Here is an 18,864-nt window from a genome sequence, read left to right on the forward strand (position 1 = left end):
ATCCTAAAGTATAATATACCTTGTTATTCTTTTTTTATTATATCAATAAGGCTACAATTAATGCAACTAGGTATCTGGTGGTATGATATAAGCACCAGATATTTTTGTAAGTAGCGCGCGCAATATATATATATATATATATATACATGAATATGAATATTTATTCAATAAAGTTTGAATGGAAATTGAATTTAAAGTCATTATTTTAAAGTCTTAACTGTTGTAAACGCCTTAGTTAAATGCGTTTAAATCTTAATGAATTATCAATAGCATAATTATTTGTCGAAATAAACTATTGACTAATGAATTAAAATGCAATAGAATGTATAAAAGTAAACAAGTTATTCTATTAATTTAGGGGGTAATATAAATGTCAAACACACAATTATTTCAATCAAAAAAAGAATTAGTAGGTTTTATTTCGGAATATCTTATTAAACATGATGACACAATAGCAATCATAAAAAAAGATTTAAGAAAAGATTTAATTAAGTCTTTACTTATAAATGAAGATTTTAATATCTTTAAAGATCTTTCTGATTCAGATGAAAATGTATTATTTCTAATTAAGACAGGTGATAAAGAAGGAAAAAATCTAAGCCTTAAAATCTGCGATGCACATAATCAAAATACTAAAGCTTTTAAGATGGTGGATATTGATAATATATTGATTGTTGATAATTTGATTACTAAGGATGAAGCTAAAAGTATTACTTACTATAAAGAAATTACTAAAATGAAATTGCAATGAATATACCCTCCGACTATGGAGTCCATCTGAAATTTCCTATTATCTTAACTCATTACAAATACATATTCTATTTATAAAACAACCAACTTACTTAGTTCATTGTAAGTTGGTTGTTTTTTTTGATTTTTTTTGTATAAAAATCATTTAAATCTTTATATTTTTTATGATTATTTACCTCGAAATACCTATTAAAATTACTATTGCTCGCTACTTGACAATACAAAGTAGGGAGGATAATATTAACATATAACTATTGTGTAATACAAAGTAGGTGATGAATTGGCAAGTGATACACAAATACTAAAGGGCTTATTAGAGGGTTGCATTATAAAAATAGTTAAAGAAAATGAAACTTACGGCTATGAAATATGCGAAAGATTAGTAAATTATGGATTCGGTGATATAACAGAGGGAAGTGTTTATCCTATATTAATAAGACTAGAAAAGAAAAAATTAATATATTCTGTTATGAAAAATTCACCTTTTGGCCCTAAAAGGAAATATTATTATTTAACAGGGGCAGGGGAAGAAGAACTACAAAAATTTACTACTTCATGGAGTGAAGTAAAAAGAAATGTGGATAGAGTATTGGGGGGGAATTATGGTTAGAGTTATGATATTACAATTTAAAAAAAACAAGCTCAAAAAAGAGCTGAATGAAAGAGATTTAAAGAATTTTGAGGATATTGTTCAGTACATCGAAATTTCACCTTTAAGTTCAATAGAACGAGAGGAGGTATTTCAACAAGTACTGGATATGATGTTACAAGCAAAGAATGAAGGGAAATTTGCGAGTGAAGTTATAGGTGACGATATTAAGGGGTTTTGTGATTCAATAATTGAAGAATCAAGCTATAATAAAAGTGCTTTTAACATATGCTTTAATTATATAGAGAGTTTTTTTCAAGTAGGATTTATTGGGTTTGTAATGGTTTTTATAATTAGTATTGTGCTTAGGGATGGAAATTTTAAAAGACTGGATTTGTTATCTATAGAGTTATTTATGTATATGGGTTTAGTTACAGTAATACCACAACTAATAAAAAGGAGAAAAATATTTAATAAAAAGAAGAATAAAATAGATTATTATTGGGTATTTTTGTTTATATGCGTATATTTATTTTTAAGTTTAGCTGATGTAATTAAAGAGAAACTTCCACAATTAGCTATTATAAAAATTCCATATGTAAATAAAATATTTTTATTAATGGTATTTTTAATAGCCTTTGGACGAGAGATATTTTATTTTATAAAAAATATTAGCACAAAATGTTGTAAAAAATAAAGTGCTATGTTAAATAAGTTTGTGTATATGATGGTTCAAGTGGATTTAAATTAAAATCTTCTTGTGCCTTTTTGAATATACATTAATATAAATTTAACTAGAGCTCGTAGTATATCCTTACTGCTAAATATATCTCTATACCTTAGAGAAATGGTATAATTAGCATTATAAATATAAAATTAGGAGATTTACTATGAATAAAATTTTAATAATAGAAGATGATTTAAAACTTAAAAAGTATATGCAAGAATATTTAAATGCGTATGGTTATGACACTATTCTCTTAAATGCTTTCGAAAATGTATTAGAAGATGTGAGCCGTATAGAGCCTAACCTTATAATATTAGATATTAATCTTCCAACATTTGATGGTTTTTATTTTTTAAAGATCATTAGGAATAAATCGCAGGTTCCAGTAATTATTGTTTCAGCTAGAAGTGAAGAGGGGGAACAAATTAGAGGAATGGAACTAGGCGCAGATGATTATATAACTAAGCCGTTTAGCATGGGCATACTACTGGCAAAGGTAAATGCTGTGCTGCGAAGAACAAATAATGTGGTTGATACTGAAGATTTTAATGCTTCTGGATTAACTTTGCTTCATGATAGTATGAGGTTAAAGTTTGAAGAAAAGACAGTAGATCTTAGTAAAAATGAATATAAGCTATTAAAGTTATTTATGAGAAATGTCGGAAAGGTTATAACCAGAGAAGAATTACTGGAAACATTATGGGATGACACGGCTTTTATTGATGATAATACCTTAACGGTGAATATAACTAGGGTTAAAAAGAAACTTAAAGATTTGAAAGCTGAAAATTCAATTGTAACAAAACGAGGAGTGGGATATGTGTTTAACTAAATTAGTGTTAATGGTTTTGAAAAAAGAAAAAACTGCCATAATAATATATTTACTAAATGCGGGAGTTTTAGTGAGCTTTTATTATTTAATATTTAATAGTAGAGAAATTATATATCCTATAACTGTAAGCCTGTTTTTCTTAATTATTTTTATTATTTATAAAACTATTGAGTATAACAATTTCTATATGAGCCTTGATGAAGCTAAAAAAAGTCCGAATTATAAGGGGAAATCTGATAGTAATAAAGAGATTTTTGAAGCTGTTAATGAAATACATGATAGCTATATAAACAAGTTTTATAAAATGCAAAATAGAATAAAGGAAAGAGATACCCTTATGGCTCAATGGGTGCACAATATGAAAACATCTATAACGGTTATAGATTTGGCTTGTGAAAAGGGGTTAAAAGAGTTAGGTAGTAGTAATGTTATTGATGACATAATAGAAGAGAATAAGAAGCTGCAGGATAACTTAGAAGAAACTCTTAATTTGTTTAGATTAGATGAATTTGCAAAAGATTATATTCCTGAGAAAGTTAACCTAAGGGAGCTCGTAGCTACTGCTGTTAATAATAAAAAAAGAGAATTTATATATAGTAAGGTATACCCGAAGGTTATTATAGATGAAAATTATTATATATACACAGATAAAAAGTGGTCAAAGTATATGTTAGAGCAGATAATAGCTAATGCAATAAAGTATTCAGAAAAAGAAAATAGCTACGTTACATTTAATTTAAAACAGGAGGGTAATTACATAACATTATGTGTAGAAGACAAAGGGATAGGTATAAGGAAAGAAGATATATCACGAGTATTTCAGGCTTTTTTTACTGGAAGTAATGGTAGAAATAATAAGAAGTCATCAGGAATTGGGCTATATATGGTTAAGATGGTGGCTGATGAATTAGGTCATGAAATTCATATAAAGTCTAAGGTAGGAGAAGGAACTATAGTAGAAATTAGCTACCTTTCAAAATTGTAAGGTTAAGTAATGTTTTTCAATTAGAGAATTAGGACATTAGATTTATACTTAAATTACAATAAAGGAGTGGATTTATATGGAGATATTGCAAATTAAAAAACTTACTAAAGTTTATAATGCTTTTAAAGAGGCAAAGGAGGTTATAGCCCTTAATGAGGTAAGTTTTAATGTAGACAAGGGTGAGTTTATAGGCATAATGGGACCTAGTGGAAGTGGAAAAACTACGCTATTAAATATATTATCTGGTATAGATAAAGCTACATCAGGAGAAGTTCATATTAATGGACAGGATATTATTAAAATGAAAAAGGATGAGCTAGCTTTATTTAGAAGAAGGAAGGTTGGCTTTATATTTCAAGATTTTAATCTTTTAGATAGCTTAAGTGTTAAAGAGAACATAGCCTTTCCTTTAATAATAGATAAAGTTAATCCCCAGGAAATAGAGCAGAGAGCTAAAGATATTATGAAGTACTTAGGTATAGAAGAGCTACAAAATAAGTATCCTTATAATATATCGGGCGGAGAAAAACAAAGAACAGCAGCAGCGAGAGCACTCATATGTAAACCTTCAGTTATATTTGCGGATGAACCAACAGGTAATTTGGATTCAAAGTCTTCCAAAAGTATAATGACAACTTTTAAGAATATGAATGAGGAAAAAAGCTCTACGGTAATTATGGTAACGCACGATGCCTTTGCAGCATCTTTCTGTAAAAGAATAATTTTCATAAAGGATGGGGCTATAAGATTAGAAATAATATCAGATGGTGATAGAAACAAATTCTTTGATAAAATTCTAGAAGCACAAAGTGTTATAGGAGGGGAGAGATAATGACTTTTTCTTCTATAATAATAAAGAATATTAAATTTAATTTTAAAAAATATATAGCTTATTTTATAGCTAATAGCTTTATTATTGCTGTTCTACTAATGTATGGTAGTCTAATATTTAGTAAGGAATTTATGGAGGCCTCTGAGGCCAATGCTTTTAAAGGAAACTATATACCTATGTTGGTGTTAATGATTTCATTTTCAATTGTATTTATTTCCTATACAACTATATCCTTTATAAGATATAGGGGAAAAGAATTTGGAGTATATTTGACTTTAGGGGTTACTACTAAGGATTTAAGGAAGATATTATTTACTGAAAATATTCTAATATTGTTTGCGTCGATGGTAACAGGTATGATAGTTGGAACATTATTTTCTAGGCTGTTTTATATGGTAATAGGTAAAATACTTTGGATTGATAATTTTAGACCTAGTCTAAATATAAAGACTTATTCTCTGTGTATAGTTATAGCCCTAATTATTTTCTTAATAAATTCAATATTTCAGTTAATTTTTGTAGGAAAGCTGTCCATAATGGACCTTATAAAATCTTCTTCTAGAGCAGAGGTAGGTAAGAGTAATCTTATAATAGGAACAATAGCTTTGATAGCATTAATAGCAGCAATGTATCTTTTTCCTAAAATAGTTAAGCAAGAAATATTTATAGGATTTGAAAGTTCAATACTCATAATTATTATAATAACAATAATAGCACCTTATTTTGTAATAGGATCACTAATAGTTATGGTAAATAGAGTACTTGTGAATTTTAAAAAGACATACAATAATAATCTTTTAGTATTATCAAGTGTGCAGCATAAGTTTATGTCTTATAAAAATGTTATTTATTTAGTTTTAATATTGGCAGCAGCAGCTATTACTTTTATAAGTATGACATATAGTATGTATGGCACAATAGAAAAAAACATAAATATTATGTATCCTTATGATTTTGGCTTTATCGAAAATACTAAATTTAATAAAATATCAGACCAGGAACTTAAAAACATAGCACAAGCGAGTGGTGGAGAAATAAAGGAGCATAAACTTTTAGAAAGCGTAAATCTTATGGATTATAGGTCTTATGAAGGTAAGGTTATGAACTATGGTAGAAATATTGCTGTCATAAGCCAGAGTAATTACAATAATCACATGAATACAAATATTATTGTAAACACTGGAGAACTAGTACAGGTATCGAACTCTAATACAGATAATAAGTTTAAAGATAGTGACGTAATAATTAATTTCAATGACTTGGCTAAACAAGAAGAACAAATCGCAAAGCTTAAAGAAGATAAGAATGCACGGATAGAGAATTTCTTAGCTACTATGGATAAGGACAGTTATATATATGTTGATAAAAGTAAAAAGAAATATATAGAAGGCATATATACTAATGAATTTTACTCATTAGATTATTCAAGGGGAACAGCTCTTATAATTAATGATGAAGATTATAAAAGAATAAAAGAGAAGTTAGGACCACAGGTTATTTCTTATGACCATTTAATTAAATTAAAAGGCTCTAAGGATTATAAATGCTTTAATAGTATTTTAAGTGAATTAAAGAAGTTAAATCACGGAGATGAATCTTTAAAACCTAAATTTAAACAGCAAATTTTAGAAAAAAGTATAAGAGAAAATGGCTTTATTCTTTTCTCAAGTTCATTTTTAGGAATGATGCTTTTAATATCCAGTGGAGTGGTATTGTATTTTAAGGTATTAACAAGTGTTGATGAGGAAAAGCAAAGGGTAAAAAAACTGGTTCAACTAGGCATGACAGATAATGAGGTATCAAAGGTTTTAACAAAAGAACTGGCGATAATCTTTTTTACTCCAGTAGTTTTGGCTGTTAGTTTAATAACATATTTTTTATCAGTAATATTTGGAGTTGTACAAAATGGAGATTATATGTTTAATAAATCACTTTGCGTATTTTCGGCTTATATAGTTTTACAAATAGTAGCTTTCTTTATTACAAGGGGGAGGTATATTAGTGAGGTAGTTGGGTAGCACAAATGTAAGTATATTAATTTTTTTAGGGGGTAAAAATTATGAACAGAAAATCAGTAAAGTTTAAAGGAGTATGTTTAATAGTATTTTTAAGTGTTTTATTTCAAAATATCTTTATTGGAAGTTTTTTTAATAACAATGTATATGCAATGAATAATAGCGAAAGAAATAAAATGTGGATTGAGGATATAGATCATTTGAAAAATGAACTTCCTAAAAAGCACATAAATTTATTTGCAAATATGAAAAAAGAACAGTTTTATAAAGAAGTAGAAGATTTGAAAAATTCAATACCTAATATGAATGATGATGAAATTAAAATTAGCTTATATAAAATTGTTGCTAAAGTAGGAGATTCGCATACAAGTGTTTATGAAAAGACAAAAACATTCTACCCAATAATGACACAATATTTTAACGAGGAGTTATATATAACTGATACAATTTTAAAATATGAGAAGATACTTTATTGTAAGATTGTGAAGATAAATAATGAGGATATTAAATCGGTATGCACGGACATTTCTTCTGTTATACCTCATGAAAATAGTGCACAGATTAAGAAAAAAACACCTACAATAATTATGAATCCAGACATTATGAATGGACTGCATATTACGTCAAATAAAGAAAAACTTGAATTAACATTAGAGAAAAAAGATGGTGAACAGTTTAATATTATTATTGAAGCGATGGATAGAAAGGAAAAGATAGAGATTGTGCAAAAAGGAGACTCTAAGGAGTTGCCCCTTTATTTAAGAAATCCAAGGGAAAATTATTGGTTTGAGTATTTAAAGGATTCTAATACAATGTATGTACAGTATAATTCTTGTAGGGATATGAAGAATAAACCTTATGAAGAATTTGCAGATAAAGTAATTAAAATCACTGATGATAATAAGGCAGATAAGCTTATTATTGATTTGAGAAACAATGGAGGTGGAAGTGAAAAAATTATAAGACCATTAATAAATAAAATTAAAGAAAATAAAAATATTAATAAAAAGTACAAATTATTTGTTATAGTAGGTCGTAATACTTTTTCAGCAGCTATATGCAGTTCCGCAGAATTAAAAGAAACTAATGCAATTTTTGTTGGTGAACCTACCTCAGGAAAATTAGATCATTTTGGAGAGGTCCAGGACTTTATATTGCCTAATTCAAAAATATCTGTTCAATATTCAACAAAATATATTGAACTTTCTAAGTTTTTTAAAAATGTACCTAAAGGTGTAGATTCCTTGGTACCAGATATTATAGTTGAAAATTCTATTGAAGATTATATTAATAATAGAGATTTTGTTTTAGATATTGTTTTAAGAATTAAATAGAAAACAAGAACTTCCAGTTTTTGTTACGACCTCAAGGGACGTAGCATAAAATGGAAGTTTTTGTTTGTTAGTTACATTTCAAAATTGTAAGGTTAAGTAATGTTTTTGAATTAGAGAATTAAGGACATTTCTTAGTGAGAATAGAAAGTTGTTTTACATATATATTAAAAACATTAAAATATATGTAATGGAATGAAAAATTTTACGTATTAACATATGAGATTACTTGGCCGAGTAAAAAAACAATAAAAAAAAGGGGGGGGAAGATGAAGCAACTTGCGTTGTGTGATATTTCATATAAAAAAGAAATTACAGAAGAATTATGTAAAGAAGAAGAATTTGCTCATATTTTTGAAAGCTATTACAAAAGAGTTTACAACTATATGTATTATCGTGTTAATAGCATTGAAACATCTGAAGACCTTACAAGTCAGGTTTTTGAAAAAATAATATTTAAAATAGATATGTATTCTCAAAGTAAGTCACCTTTTGAGGTGTGGATGTTTGCTATAGCTAGAAACATAGTAAATGATTATTTTAGAAGTTTAAAAAAACACAAATTATTTTCTTTTGACACAATTAAGGACTTAGTATCAAGAGAAAAAACACCAGAAGACATAATATTATCAGCAGAAAGTAACAGTGAACTTTCAAAGGCTTTAAAGATTTTGAATGATAGGGACCGAAATATTGTTTCACTTAAGTTTGGTGCAAATCTTAAAAATCAGGAGATAGCACAAATATTAGATATTACGGAAAGCAATGTTGGAGTAATACTTTATCGAACAATGAAAAAGCTAAAAAAGAAAATCGAGGAAGAGAGGGAACGATATGAGAAATAAGAGAATTGAAGACAAGTTTTCTAGAGAAATAGATGCTTATTTTAATGGTATAGAGGATAAGAAAAAAATAGAGCCTAGTGAATATAATGAACTTTTACAATTTAGTAAGAATATATCAAATAAAGATTTTAGCAAAGATAGCAATAAACAAGCAGTATATAATAAAACTTTAAAAAGTATAAGTGAAAATAAAGGAGAGAATATCATGAAAAAATCCAATAAATTCAAAAAAGCTGCTATTTCAGTCGCAGCGATATGTATAGTAAGTGTTTCTTTAATGCAAACATCCTTTGCTCGAGATATAGCTGATAAAGTAATAAGAACTATATCTTTAGGACATATAAGTGTTGTACAAACGGAACCATCTAAAATAAAAGAAGTGAAAGTTCCAGATGAATTTAAAGGTAAAGTTTTTGATAAACAAGGAAAGTCAATAGAAGTACTTACAGTAGGAAATGCGAAAGAATTATATACAGTAAAAGGTGAGAAAATTGCTAATATGCAGGATGGTAAAATAATAACTGTGGCTGAAGATGAAAAAATGCGCAAAGAGGGGGTTGTTGAAGTAAAAGATTCTACTAAATTAAATGAGTATACTTGCTTTGATGTTAAGCTTCCAACGTTTTTGCCAAAAGGATATAAATTTGATAGAGCAGAAGTTTATAAGGAGAAAAATGAAACAAAAGTTAAAAATAGTAAATATATTGATTTGTATTTTACTAATAAGGAGACAGGGAAGTTTATATTTATGCAACAAAGGTTTCCAGATGAAACCACGAAATTTGCATCTGGAACAGACGGTACGATTGAAGAAATAAAAATTAATGGGGTAAATGCTGTAATAAGTGAAAATAGAAACATTGATTGGGAAACTAAAAATGCGCTTTATAATTTATCAGGTAGAGGAGGAATTACTAAGAGTGAATTAATAAAGATTGCAGAATCTATTAAATAATAATAATTAATGAATATGAAAGTAAATAACAAGTCAAATATATCATTATATTTGATTTGTTATTTTTTGTGAGAATTAGGTGAGTTGTTGGTAAAAACTATAATAAAAAGGCAGGTGAAAAATATACAATATTATGGGTTATGATTTAATATATTACATATTGACAATAAAAGATTACAGATGTAATATAACATTAAGGATTACTTTTGTAATCCTAGAAAGGAGGGGGGGGAATGAGTAATATACCAAATATATCAGAAGCAGAATGGGAAGTTATGAAAATTATATGGGAGCAACATCCGTGCACATCAAGCAAGATAATAGAACTATTAGAGAATGGTACAAATTGGCAGCCGAAAACTGTGAAAAGTTTAATAAGTAGGTTACTAAAAAAAAGTGTTATAAATTTTAACGCTGAAGGCAGGAGTTATTATTATTATCCTCTAGTAAGTGAAAAAGACTGCATTAAGGAAGAAAGTAAATCTTTTATAAAAAGGGTTTACAATGGTGTAGTTAAAAACATGGTATTAAACTTTATAGAAGATGATAAATTAACTAAAGAAGATATAGCTGAACTTGAACGTATATTAAAGGATAGGAAGTAATTTTTATGGAAAGGTTAATATTTGATTTACTTATTATATTTAAATGGGTACTGCATTTATCATTAATCAGTAGTGTATTAGTATTAATAATTCAGATAGTAAAGAGGCTGTTAAAAAATAAATTACCTATACAGGTTCAATATGCTCTGTATTTTTTAATAATAGCAAGGCTAATTATTCCTATAGTACCTCAAAGTTCTTATAGCATATTCAATTTTTTTCCGGTTACAGCAAATAAACCTATTACTATGCGTGCATTAGAGGGCATTGATTATGACAAGAAGTCCAGTTTAAATGAGAAAATAAACTTTAGTGGTAATAAAGATTTGAATTTCGAAATTGAAAATAAAAACAATCCCAAAGTAGGAACAATTAATAATGGTCAAGCTTTTTATATAAATAAAATTAACTATAAAATACCGTTTATTTTATGGTTAATTGGAGTTCTTATATTAGTGGTTAATACCATTATTGTAGACATAAAGTTTTCTAGGAATATTTGCAGAAGAAAAATAGTAACTGATAAAAGAATTTTAGATATAGTAGAAGAATGTAAACATAGCATGAGAGTAAATAAAGATATACCTGTTGTTAAGATTTCCGGTATTAAAAGTCCTGCAATATATGGTTTAGTAAATCCTAAGATATTATTTCCATATGATTTAATTCAAGAGGCTTGTGAAAATGATTTAAAAAATATATTTTTTCATGAACTTTCTCATTTTAAAAGAAAAGATATATTTATAAATTATTTAATAAGGATAATATGTGTTTTACATTGGTTCAACCCCTTTATTTGGTATATTTTTAAGCAAATGAAAAAGGATATAGAAATATGTTGCGATGCAATGTCGCTTAATTATGTTGAAACAGATAAAATTGGGAATTATGGAATTACAATAATAAATCTTATCCAGCATTCTAGTAAGCTTCCAAAGGTTGACATGCTTGCTGGAATGTTAAATAATAAATCTGATTTTAAGAGGAGGATTACTATGATAAAATCATTCAAAAAAAATTCACGTAGAATAACAGCAACTTCTTTAGTAGTACTACTAGCATGTGGGATAGTTACCTTAACTGATGCAAAGACAGGTGTTGCTAAGACTAATGATAAAGATATAACAGTAACTACTAAAATAGATAAAACAAAACAAACTACAAGTAAAGAAGTTGGTTCATTCACCATAACCTCTAAATATATAACAGATAAAGAAGGTAAAAGTAGAAAAGTTGATAATACAGATTTTACTTTTGAAAATGATCCAAAGCTTATTGGAAAATGGGAAAGTGTAGATTTTGTTAGTGATATAGTGGATTTTAAACCAAACCAAAAGCAGTGGAAGGAGGATTTGTATTTAAAGGATATGGAATTTAAAAAAGAAGGAAAGACAGCACATGATTGGGAAACATGGACAAATGGTATTATTTGCCATAAAGGTGATAGCACTGCTAGTCAATATTTCATAAAAGAGATTGAGGGAGAGAGTTATATGTTCTTTGAATGGAAAAGCGGAGATTACAGCTTTAGAGATATGATTCCTTACTATTATGTATTGAAAAAATCGAAATAGTATTTTGTAAATTTGATTTATTATAAGTGGAAAATATAATAGATTAAAAAAATAGTATCATTTCTAACAAAAAAAGTTTTATTATTAAATAAACATTTAATAATAAAGCTTTTTTTGATAATGATTTAATTAAAACTTTTATTATAAACCTTTGTTCTATAAGTATGTACAAATTTAATATATGGAATTTGTGCATACTTATAGAAAATTCAAAAATCATAGACTTAAAGCACGGAATAAATTATTATATAAGTGATTAAGCATAAGAAAAAATAACAAGTCAAAGATGGCTGGATATTTTTTTGAAGATGCCTTAATCTAATAAAATATGATTTTATAGGAAAGAAGGTAAGATGCAAGATGTTTGGAAAAATTAAAAGCTTTGAACGTTTAGGAAATAAAATAAAAATAAGTTTTGAAAAGAGAATAGGAGAAATAGAAGTAATATCTCCATACATAATAAATGTATTTGCAGCTTTTAAAAGAGAGGAACATTTCTCTCGCGCTATTGAAGGTGAGAAAGCTCAAAGTTGTGATATAAAAGTAACTGGCTATGAGGATAGAATAGAAATTCACACAGAAACTGTAAAGGTTTTAGTATATGATAATTTTAAAGTGGATTTTTTTGATGTAAACGGTATAGCACTTTGTGAAGATTATAGAGGTATCAGAGAACCCTTCATAAGGCGGGGTAATGGTAGTATTGGTGAGGGAGAAGGACACAAAACAGAAAACAATTACGATTTACATAAAATCGAAGTGATTAAGACTATGAAGGGAAATGAATACTTTTATGGTTTTGGAGATAAAACAGGACCTTTAAATAAAAAGGGCTATCAATATGAAATGTGGAATACTGATGATCCATCACCACATGTAGAAAGTCATAAAGCTCTTTATAAATCTATACCTTTTTTCATTACTCTAAGAGAGAAACAAGCTTTTGGAATATTTTTTGATAATACTTTTAAATCTAACTTTGATATGGGTAAGGAAAATTCTAACTACTATTACTTTGGCGCAAACGATGGCAATTTAGATTATTATTTTATAGCAGGACCAAAGATTACAGATATACTAGATAGATATACATATCTTACAGGTAAGACACCACTGCCGCAAAAATGGACATTAGGCTATCAACAGTGCAGATGGAGTTATGCATCAGAAAATAGAGTGATGGAGATTGCTGAAAACTTTAGAAAAAAAGACATACCTTGTGATGTGCTATATCTAGATATTGATTATATGGATGGGTATAGAGTATTTACCTGGGATAAAGAGAAGTTTGAAGATCCTAAATTAATGATAAAAAAACTTAAAGAAATGGGCTTTAAACTTGTTACAATAATTGATCCTGGTGTTAAAAAAGATAAGGGTTACAGTATATATGATCAAGGTATTAAAAATAATTATTTTGCTACAGATAAGGATGGAATTCCATATGTAAATGAAGTATGGCCAGGAGATTCACTATATCCAGACTACTCAAAACCGGAAGCTCGCACATGGTGGAGTGAAAATCAAAAAATCATGATGGATGCTGGAGTAGAAGGAATATGGAATGACATGAATGAACCTGCTAGCTTTAGAGGGCCACTACCAGATGATGTTATGTTTAATAATGATGGTAGACTTAGCGACCATACAGAAATTCATAATGTGTACGGGCACCTTATGTCAATGGCAACATTTGAAGGTATAAAAAAATATACAGGAAAAAGACCTTTTGTTATAACAAGAGCTTGTTATGCAGGTACTCAAAAATATGCTACTGCTTGGACAGGAGATAATCAAAGTTTTTGGCAGCATCTTAGAATGTCTCTTCCTATGCTTATGAATCTAGGGATTAGTGGGATTACGTTTTGTGGCACCGATGTAGGTGGCTTTAGTTCTGACTGCACTGCAGAGCTTTTATCAAGATGGGTACAGGTAGGATGCTTTACCCCATTATTTAGAAATCATTCAGCAATGCATACAAGAGATCAAGAACCTTGGGCTTTTGATAAAGTAACTGAGGAGATAAATAGAAAATATATAAAATTAAGATATAAGCTACTTCCATATCTTTATGATTTGATGTGGGTCTCAGAGAACGCTGGACTTCCAGTAATGAGGGCTTTAATGTTACATTATCAGCAAGATGAAAAAACTTATGAAATAAATGATGAATTTATGTTTGGTGAGAATATTCTTGTGGCACCGGTTGTGCAGCAGGGTCAAAAGGCAAGAACTGTATATTTGCCAAAGGGAACTTGGATAGATTACTGGACAAAAGAAGTTATAGAAGGAGAAAAATATATACTTCGGGAAACTCCTCTTGATGTATGTCCAATATTTATTAAGGCTGGTAGCATAATTCCGAGTTATGAGCCACAAAGTTATGTAGGTGAGGCTCAGAATAAAAACCTTATACTTGATGTGTATTTAGGTAAAGGGAAATATATCCATTATGGAGATGATGGTGAAAGTTTTAAATACAAGGATGGCGAATATAATTTATATGAATTTACTATGGAAGCGTCACAGGAAGCAGTAGTTTTAAATATAGATAATGTTCATAATAATTATAAAACAACTTATGAAAGATTTACATTTAATATTAACAATTTTATTGCTAGAGAAATATTAGTAGATGGAAAAGCAATTGATTTTAACATTAATAAGGATGAGTTTGAAAAAACTACATTTGTAGTTTTAGCTAAAAACTCAAAGATACTCATAAGATAATAAGGAGCAAACAATAAAAACCCCAAGCTACCTTGGGGTTTTTACTATTTGAAAGAGTTTTTAGAGAATATGATATAGTATAACTGAGTGAATTTAGAAAATGAAGTTTATTTGTTAGGAGAATAAGATAAACTTCACTTAACATTTAATAGTTTCGCCATATTATTTTTATTTAAACATATGTGAAAGAATTTTTTATAAAAAAATTAGAAATTATACTATAATAAATTTAAATAAGGTTAGCCTTTTACGCAACTAAATGTTTTTCACTAGCAGTTAACCTAGATCTTAAATATAAAAAAACAGGAACATAGGATTAAATCTTATGTTCCTGTTTTTTTACATTTAAGATCATTTAATCATGCAGAATAAATTATAGAAACTTTATTTTCTAACCCTTTTTTCTGTAACACAATAGCATAAATAGTAATAGTATATACTATAGATTACACCATAAATCCTACATTTTACAGAGAGTATCACGAAATTTTTAGCAGTAAGAGTTGAGGTAGAATGTAGTAGATTTAGTGTAATAGATATACAAAATTCACAGATTATATTTTGTTAGATTAAAAGGAGGATAATATTATTTATGAATATTAATTATAAATATAAAGATAGTGAAATGGGACAGTGTAATGATTCTCAAACTGCAGCTTGTTCTGTAGAAAGGCCGGCTTGTGCAACCGTTACTACTCAAGCTGAATCAATAACTGAACAAATGGATGTAACACCCACTGTTATTGCTGCTGGACATGTAGTAGTTAAGGTCCCCGTTGTAATAGCAGAGACAAATATAACAATCCCTGTTGAAGCTACTATCACATTAGACCAAAGAGTTATGGAAATTAAACGTATTAAAAAGAATGTATTTTTAACTCAATCTCGTCTTATCCCATTTTCTAATGACAGCCGTAATTGCACTGGAATACTATTTATATCAGGGTTTATTAGAAAGAATATTGAGTATGCAACTCAAACTTGTCCATCAGATACAAATGTAAATGTATGTGGAGATATAAGGCATTGTACAGTTCAAGTTCCCTTTAATTTCACTACTAGAATTACTTTCCTTAGACCACCTATTTTTATTGAAAACACTACTCCAAGTGAACTAGAATTCTTTACAGATAAACTTACAGGCTGCGATGCTTGTGCAGATCCAGTACTTGGACGTAATCCTTGCGATCAAAATTTCTCCTTCACAGAATACTTTAATGAAAAACCTTTTGTTGAATTAGTAAGGGCAGATATTACTGAAATTGATATTCACACAAATCCAACTTCAAACTGTCAAACTCCTACAGAGCAAAAGTTCACGGAACTCACCGAAAAAATAGTAGTGAATTTAACACTAAAGGTTTTACAAAACCAACAAATAAGAATTACAGCAGTTTAATCTTTAATTTTAGATATTAATTAATTTATATGCTCTAGACCCAAAGCTTACTAAGAGTGGTTTTGGGTCTCTTTCTTAGGAAGGGTTACATTTAAAGTTTTTTAGACTATAGTATTTTGAATAGGAGGAGAAGTTGTGTTCAGAATAAACAATTCAATGGAATATGATGATATCCGACATAAGAAAAAATGTGATGAAGAACATTATAATGAAAAGCAAGATAAAAGGGATCATAATGATGATGATCAGCATAAAAAAAGACAAGATGAAAAGCAACATAAAAGGGAACATAATGATGAGCGGCGTAAGAGAAAACAAGATAAAAAACAACATAAAAAGGATCATAATGATGAGCGTCATAAGAGAAAACAAGATGAAAAGCAACATAGAAAAGGTCATAATGATGATCGGCATAAAAGAAACAATAATGAAGAGCATCATAAAAAGAATCATAATAGTGAGCTACATAAAAGAAAACATCACGAAAAACATCATGACGAAGTAGATCAAAAAAGGGAGCATGATAAAAATTATTTTATAGAAAGGGATTTACTTAATTTTTTTAAAACTTATATTGCAGAAAATAATAACTATGTTCCCTTAGAAAATAATGTAGAAGACAAAAACCTTGATATACCCAAGGAGGATGACATAGAAAATGATGTAGAAGATGAAAACTGTAATTTATCCAAGGATGATGAATTAGAGAATAATGTAGAAGACAAAAACCTTGATTTATCCAAGGAGGACTTAGAAAACAATGTAGAAGATGAAAACTGCAACTTATCCAAGGACGATAGCTTAGAAAATAAGAATTATACTTGTTTTGAAGATTTATATAATGAAGACTTGCTAGAAGAAAATCACAATACCATTCCAATAGAAGAGTTTTCTAAAGATACGCCTAATAATCAAGTGGACGAGGTTAAAATTGTGAATTTTAAAACAATGGTTACTTCTGAAATGCTACCTCTTTGTGAGAATATTATTCATACTTCAGAAGTCGCTGTAGAGCCTGTAACAGTAAAAATTCCAGTAGTGTTAACAGAATGTACTCTAACTATTACTGTTGAGTCTTCGCTTAAGCTAGAGGATGTTGTATTAGAAATTAAACACATTAGAAAAAATGTATATTTAAATCAGTGCGAACTTATCCCTAACTCTGAAGATGGAAAACCCAATACAGGAATACTATTTGTAGATGGCTTTATTAGGAAGAATATAGAATACACAACTAAAGAGCATAATGATAAGGGGGTATCATGCGGAAGGGTTAAACATGCTACAGCTGAAGTTCCTTTTAAATGTACTACCAGAGTAACGTTTAAGACTTACCCCAAGTTTAAACCAAATAATTATCAAGATGAAGTGAAAATACTAAAAACTAGCATTAAAGTTTTTAATCCCTGTGAAGAAGGCATAATTGGAGGAGATACCCGAGAACAAAGTTTTAAAATAATCGAATACTTTAATGAAAAAGTATCCTGTGAATTAATTAGTGCTGAAATTATTGAATCTGATATTCTTGAAAACCCAATAAATAAAGAGTATAAAATACCTTTAGAACAAGGATTTCACAGCATCACTGAAAAGGTAGTGTTATCACTAACAATAAAATTATTACAAAATCAACATGTAGATATTTCAAAAAAAATTAGTAGTTCTGTAACGTAAAAACATAAATTGTAATAGTATATAATATAAAGATTACACTATAAATCTTATATTTTACCGAGCAGTTCACTAACTCTTGAACAATAAGTATACTTTCGTTAATTCAAAAGGAGGATAATTTATTATGAATATTGATTCTAAATTAAATCAAGAAAATCAAATAAACACGGGTAATGATTCGTATATTGCAGATATTGCAGATTGTTGTTTAAAAAATAATCATTGTGTAACAGTCACTACTCAAGCTGAAACAATAACAGAAGAAATTGATGTAATTCCTACTGTTATTTGTCCTGGGAATACAGTAGTTAAGCTCCCCGTTGTGCTAGCAGAGACAAAAATAATAATTCCTGTCGAAGCTACTATCACATTTGACCAAGTAGTTATGGAAATTAAACGTACTAAAAAGAATGTATTTCTAACCCAATCTCGCTTAATTCCATTTTCTCAAGACAGCCGTACTGGCACTGGGATATTATTTATAGCAGGTTTTGTTAGAAAGAATATTGAGTATGCAACTCAAACTTGTCCATCAGGTACAAGTACAAATGTATGTGGAGATATAAGGCACTGTACAGTTCAAGTTCCGTTTAACTTTACTACTAGAGTTACTTTCCTTAGGCCACCTGTTTTTAATGAAAACACCACTCCAAGTGAAATAGAATTTTTTACAGATAAACTTGAAGGTTGCGATAATTGTACAGATTCTGTACTTGGACGTAATCCTTGCGATCAGAGTTTCTTTATCACAGAATTCTATAATGAAAAACCCTATGTTGAATTAGTAAGGGCAGATGTTACTGAAGTTGATATTCACACAAATCCAACTTCAAATTGTGAAACTTCTACAGAGCAAAGGGTTACACAACTAACCGAAAAAGTAGTGATAAATTTAACGCTAAAAGTATTACAAAATCAGCAGGTAAGAGTTACGGCAGTTTAGTACATGTCTACAATAACTGCATGAGATTGTTAGAATACAAAAAACAGTAAACATAAGAGTAAATCTTATGTTCCTGTT

At 28.6% G+C, this 18,864-nt stretch carries 16 protein-coding genes; all 16 read left to right on the forward strand.

The features are described from left to right. The first annotated feature begins 370 nt into the window (after positions 1-370). The 16 genes from G9F71_RS05735 (at position 371) to G9F71_RS05810 (ending at position 18,786) form a co-directional block, all read left to right on the forward strand. Positions 371-751, forward strand: a complete 381-nt coding sequence (locus G9F71_RS05735) for a hypothetical protein (RefSeq protein WP_164950006.1) — start codon at positions 371-373, stop codon at positions 749-751. A 279-nt stretch (positions 752-1,030) separates the two neighbouring features. Then, the gene (locus tag G9F71_RS05740) at positions 1,031-1,360 is read left to right on the forward strand and encodes a PadR family transcriptional regulator (RefSeq protein WP_164950005.1); all 330 of its coding nucleotides are present in this window, start codon (positions 1,031-1,033) and stop codon (positions 1,358-1,360) included. Further along, entirely contained in the window at positions 1,353-2,036 is a 684-nt protein-coding gene (locus G9F71_RS05745; protein ID WP_164950004.1) for a DUF1048 domain-containing protein, read from the forward strand. The genes G9F71_RS05740 and G9F71_RS05745 overlap by 8 nt, the downstream gene beginning before the upstream one ends. A 193-nt stretch (positions 2,037-2,229) precedes the next feature. After that, positions 2,230-2,898, forward strand: a complete 669-nt coding sequence (locus tag G9F71_RS05750; RefSeq protein ID WP_164950003.1) for a response regulator transcription factor — start codon at positions 2,230-2,232, stop codon at positions 2,896-2,898. Further along, a complete protein-coding gene (locus G9F71_RS05755) occupies positions 2,885-3,883 on the forward strand; it encodes a sensor histidine kinase (protein WP_164950002.1) in 999 nt (332 codons plus the stop codon). The genes G9F71_RS05750 and G9F71_RS05755 overlap by 14 nt, the downstream gene beginning before the upstream one ends. A 76-nt stretch (positions 3,884-3,959) precedes the next feature. Further along, on the forward strand, positions 3,960-4,715 hold the full coding sequence (locus G9F71_RS05760) for an ABC transporter ATP-binding protein (protein ID WP_164950001.1): 756 nt from the start codon (positions 3,960-3,962) through the stop codon (positions 4,713-4,715). Further along, a complete protein-coding gene (locus G9F71_RS05765; RefSeq protein ID WP_164950000.1) occupies positions 4,715-6,733 on the forward strand; it encodes an FtsX-like permease family protein in 2,019 nt (672 codons plus the stop codon). Before G9F71_RS05760 ends, G9F71_RS05765 begins: the two co-directional genes overlap by 1 nt. Positions 6,734-6,774: 41 nt before the next feature. Further along, positions 6,775-8,064 carry a S41 family peptidase gene (locus G9F71_RS05770; RefSeq protein ID WP_164949999.1) on the forward strand — a complete coding sequence of 430 codons (1,290 nt, stop codon included), beginning with the start codon at positions 6,775-6,777 and terminating at the stop codon, positions 8,062-8,064. Between the two features lie 266 nt (positions 8,065-8,330). Beyond that, complete coding sequence (locus tag G9F71_RS05775) at positions 8,331-8,906, forward strand: sigma-70 family RNA polymerase sigma factor (RefSeq protein ID WP_164949998.1); 576 nt, start codon at positions 8,331-8,333, stop codon at positions 8,904-8,906. Further along, positions 8,896-9,861 (forward strand): DUF4367 domain-containing protein, encoded by a 966-nt coding sequence (locus G9F71_RS05780; RefSeq protein ID WP_164949997.1) that lies wholly within the window; start codon positions 8,896-8,898, stop codon positions 9,859-9,861. The genes G9F71_RS05775 and G9F71_RS05780 overlap by 11 nt, the downstream gene beginning before the upstream one ends. A gap of 233 nt (positions 9,862-10,094) precedes the next feature. Continuing rightward, entirely contained in the window at positions 10,095-10,466 is a 372-nt protein-coding gene (locus G9F71_RS05785; RefSeq protein WP_164949996.1) for a BlaI/MecI/CopY family transcriptional regulator, read from the forward strand. Positions 10,467-10,471: 5 nt separating this feature from the next. Further along, positions 10,472-12,040 carry a M56 family metallopeptidase gene (locus G9F71_RS05790; RefSeq protein ID WP_164949995.1) on the forward strand — a complete coding sequence of 523 codons (1,569 nt, stop codon included), beginning with the start codon at positions 10,472-10,474 and terminating at the stop codon, positions 12,038-12,040. A gap of 360 nt (positions 12,041-12,400) precedes the next feature. Next, on the forward strand, positions 12,401-14,770 hold the full coding sequence (locus G9F71_RS05795) for a glycoside hydrolase family 31 protein (protein WP_164949994.1): 2,370 nt from the start codon (positions 12,401-12,403) through the stop codon (positions 14,768-14,770). A gap of 625 nt (positions 14,771-15,395) precedes the next feature. Further along, positions 15,396-16,169 carry a CsxC family protein gene (locus tag G9F71_RS05800; protein ID WP_164950107.1) on the forward strand — a complete coding sequence of 258 codons (774 nt, stop codon included), beginning with the start codon at positions 15,396-15,398 and terminating at the stop codon, positions 16,167-16,169. A gap of 135 nt (positions 16,170-16,304) precedes the next feature. Continuing rightward, a complete protein-coding gene (locus G9F71_RS05805; protein WP_164949993.1) occupies positions 16,305-17,843 on the forward strand; it encodes a CsxC family protein in 1,539 nt (512 codons plus the stop codon). Positions 17,844-17,967: 124 nt separating this feature from the next. Then, positions 17,968-18,786 carry a CsxC family protein gene (locus G9F71_RS05810; protein ID WP_164949992.1) on the forward strand — a complete coding sequence of 273 codons (819 nt, stop codon included), beginning with the start codon at positions 17,968-17,970 and terminating at the stop codon, positions 18,784-18,786. Positions 18,787-18,864: the final 78 nt, after the last annotated feature.

The organism is Clostridium sp. FP2 (assembly GCF_011065955.2).
GTDB lineage: Bacteria > Bacillota > Clostridia > Clostridiales > Clostridiaceae > Clostridium_AD > Clostridium_AD tagluense.

Coding starts and splice junctions, on each gene's coding strand:
- G9F71_RS05735 (WP_164950006.1), top strand. CDS start 371: ATGTCAAACACACAATTATTTCAATCAAAAAAAGAATTAGTAGGTTTT.
- G9F71_RS05745 (WP_164950004.1), top strand. CDS start 1,353: ATGGTTAGAGTTATGATATTACAATTTAAAAAAAACAAGCTCAAAAAA.
- G9F71_RS05750 (WP_164950003.1), top strand. CDS start 2,230: ATGAATAAAATTTTAATAATAGAAGATGATTTAAAACTTAAAAAGTAT.
- G9F71_RS05755 (WP_164950002.1), top strand. CDS start 2,885: ATGTGTTTAACTAAATTAGTGTTAATGGTTTTGAAAAAAGAAAAAACT.
- G9F71_RS05760 (WP_164950001.1), top strand. CDS start 3,960: ATGGAGATATTGCAAATTAAAAAACTTACTAAAGTTTATAATGCTTTT.
- G9F71_RS05765 (WP_164950000.1), top strand. CDS start 4,715: ATGACTTTTTCTTCTATAATAATAAAGAATATTAAATTTAATTTTAAA.
- G9F71_RS05770 (WP_164949999.1), top strand. CDS start 6,775: ATGAACAGAAAATCAGTAAAGTTTAAAGGAGTATGTTTAATAGTATTT.
- G9F71_RS05775 (WP_164949998.1), top strand. CDS start 8,331: ATGAAGCAACTTGCGTTGTGTGATATTTCATATAAAAAAGAAATTACA.
- G9F71_RS05780 (WP_164949997.1), top strand. CDS start 8,896: ATGAGAAATAAGAGAATTGAAGACAAGTTTTCTAGAGAAATAGATGCT.
- G9F71_RS05785 (WP_164949996.1), top strand. CDS start 10,095: ATGAGTAATATACCAAATATATCAGAAGCAGAATGGGAAGTTATGAAA.
- G9F71_RS05790 (WP_164949995.1), top strand. CDS start 10,472: ATGGAAAGGTTAATATTTGATTTACTTATTATATTTAAATGGGTACTG.
- G9F71_RS05795 (WP_164949994.1), top strand. CDS start 12,401: ATGTTTGGAAAAATTAAAAGCTTTGAACGTTTAGGAAATAAAATAAAA.
- G9F71_RS05800 (WP_164950107.1), top strand. CDS start 15,396: ATGGGACAGTGTAATGATTCTCAAACTGCAGCTTGTTCTGTAGAAAGG.
- G9F71_RS05810 (WP_164949992.1), top strand. CDS start 17,968: ATGAATATTGATTCTAAATTAAATCAAGAAAATCAAATAAACACGGGT.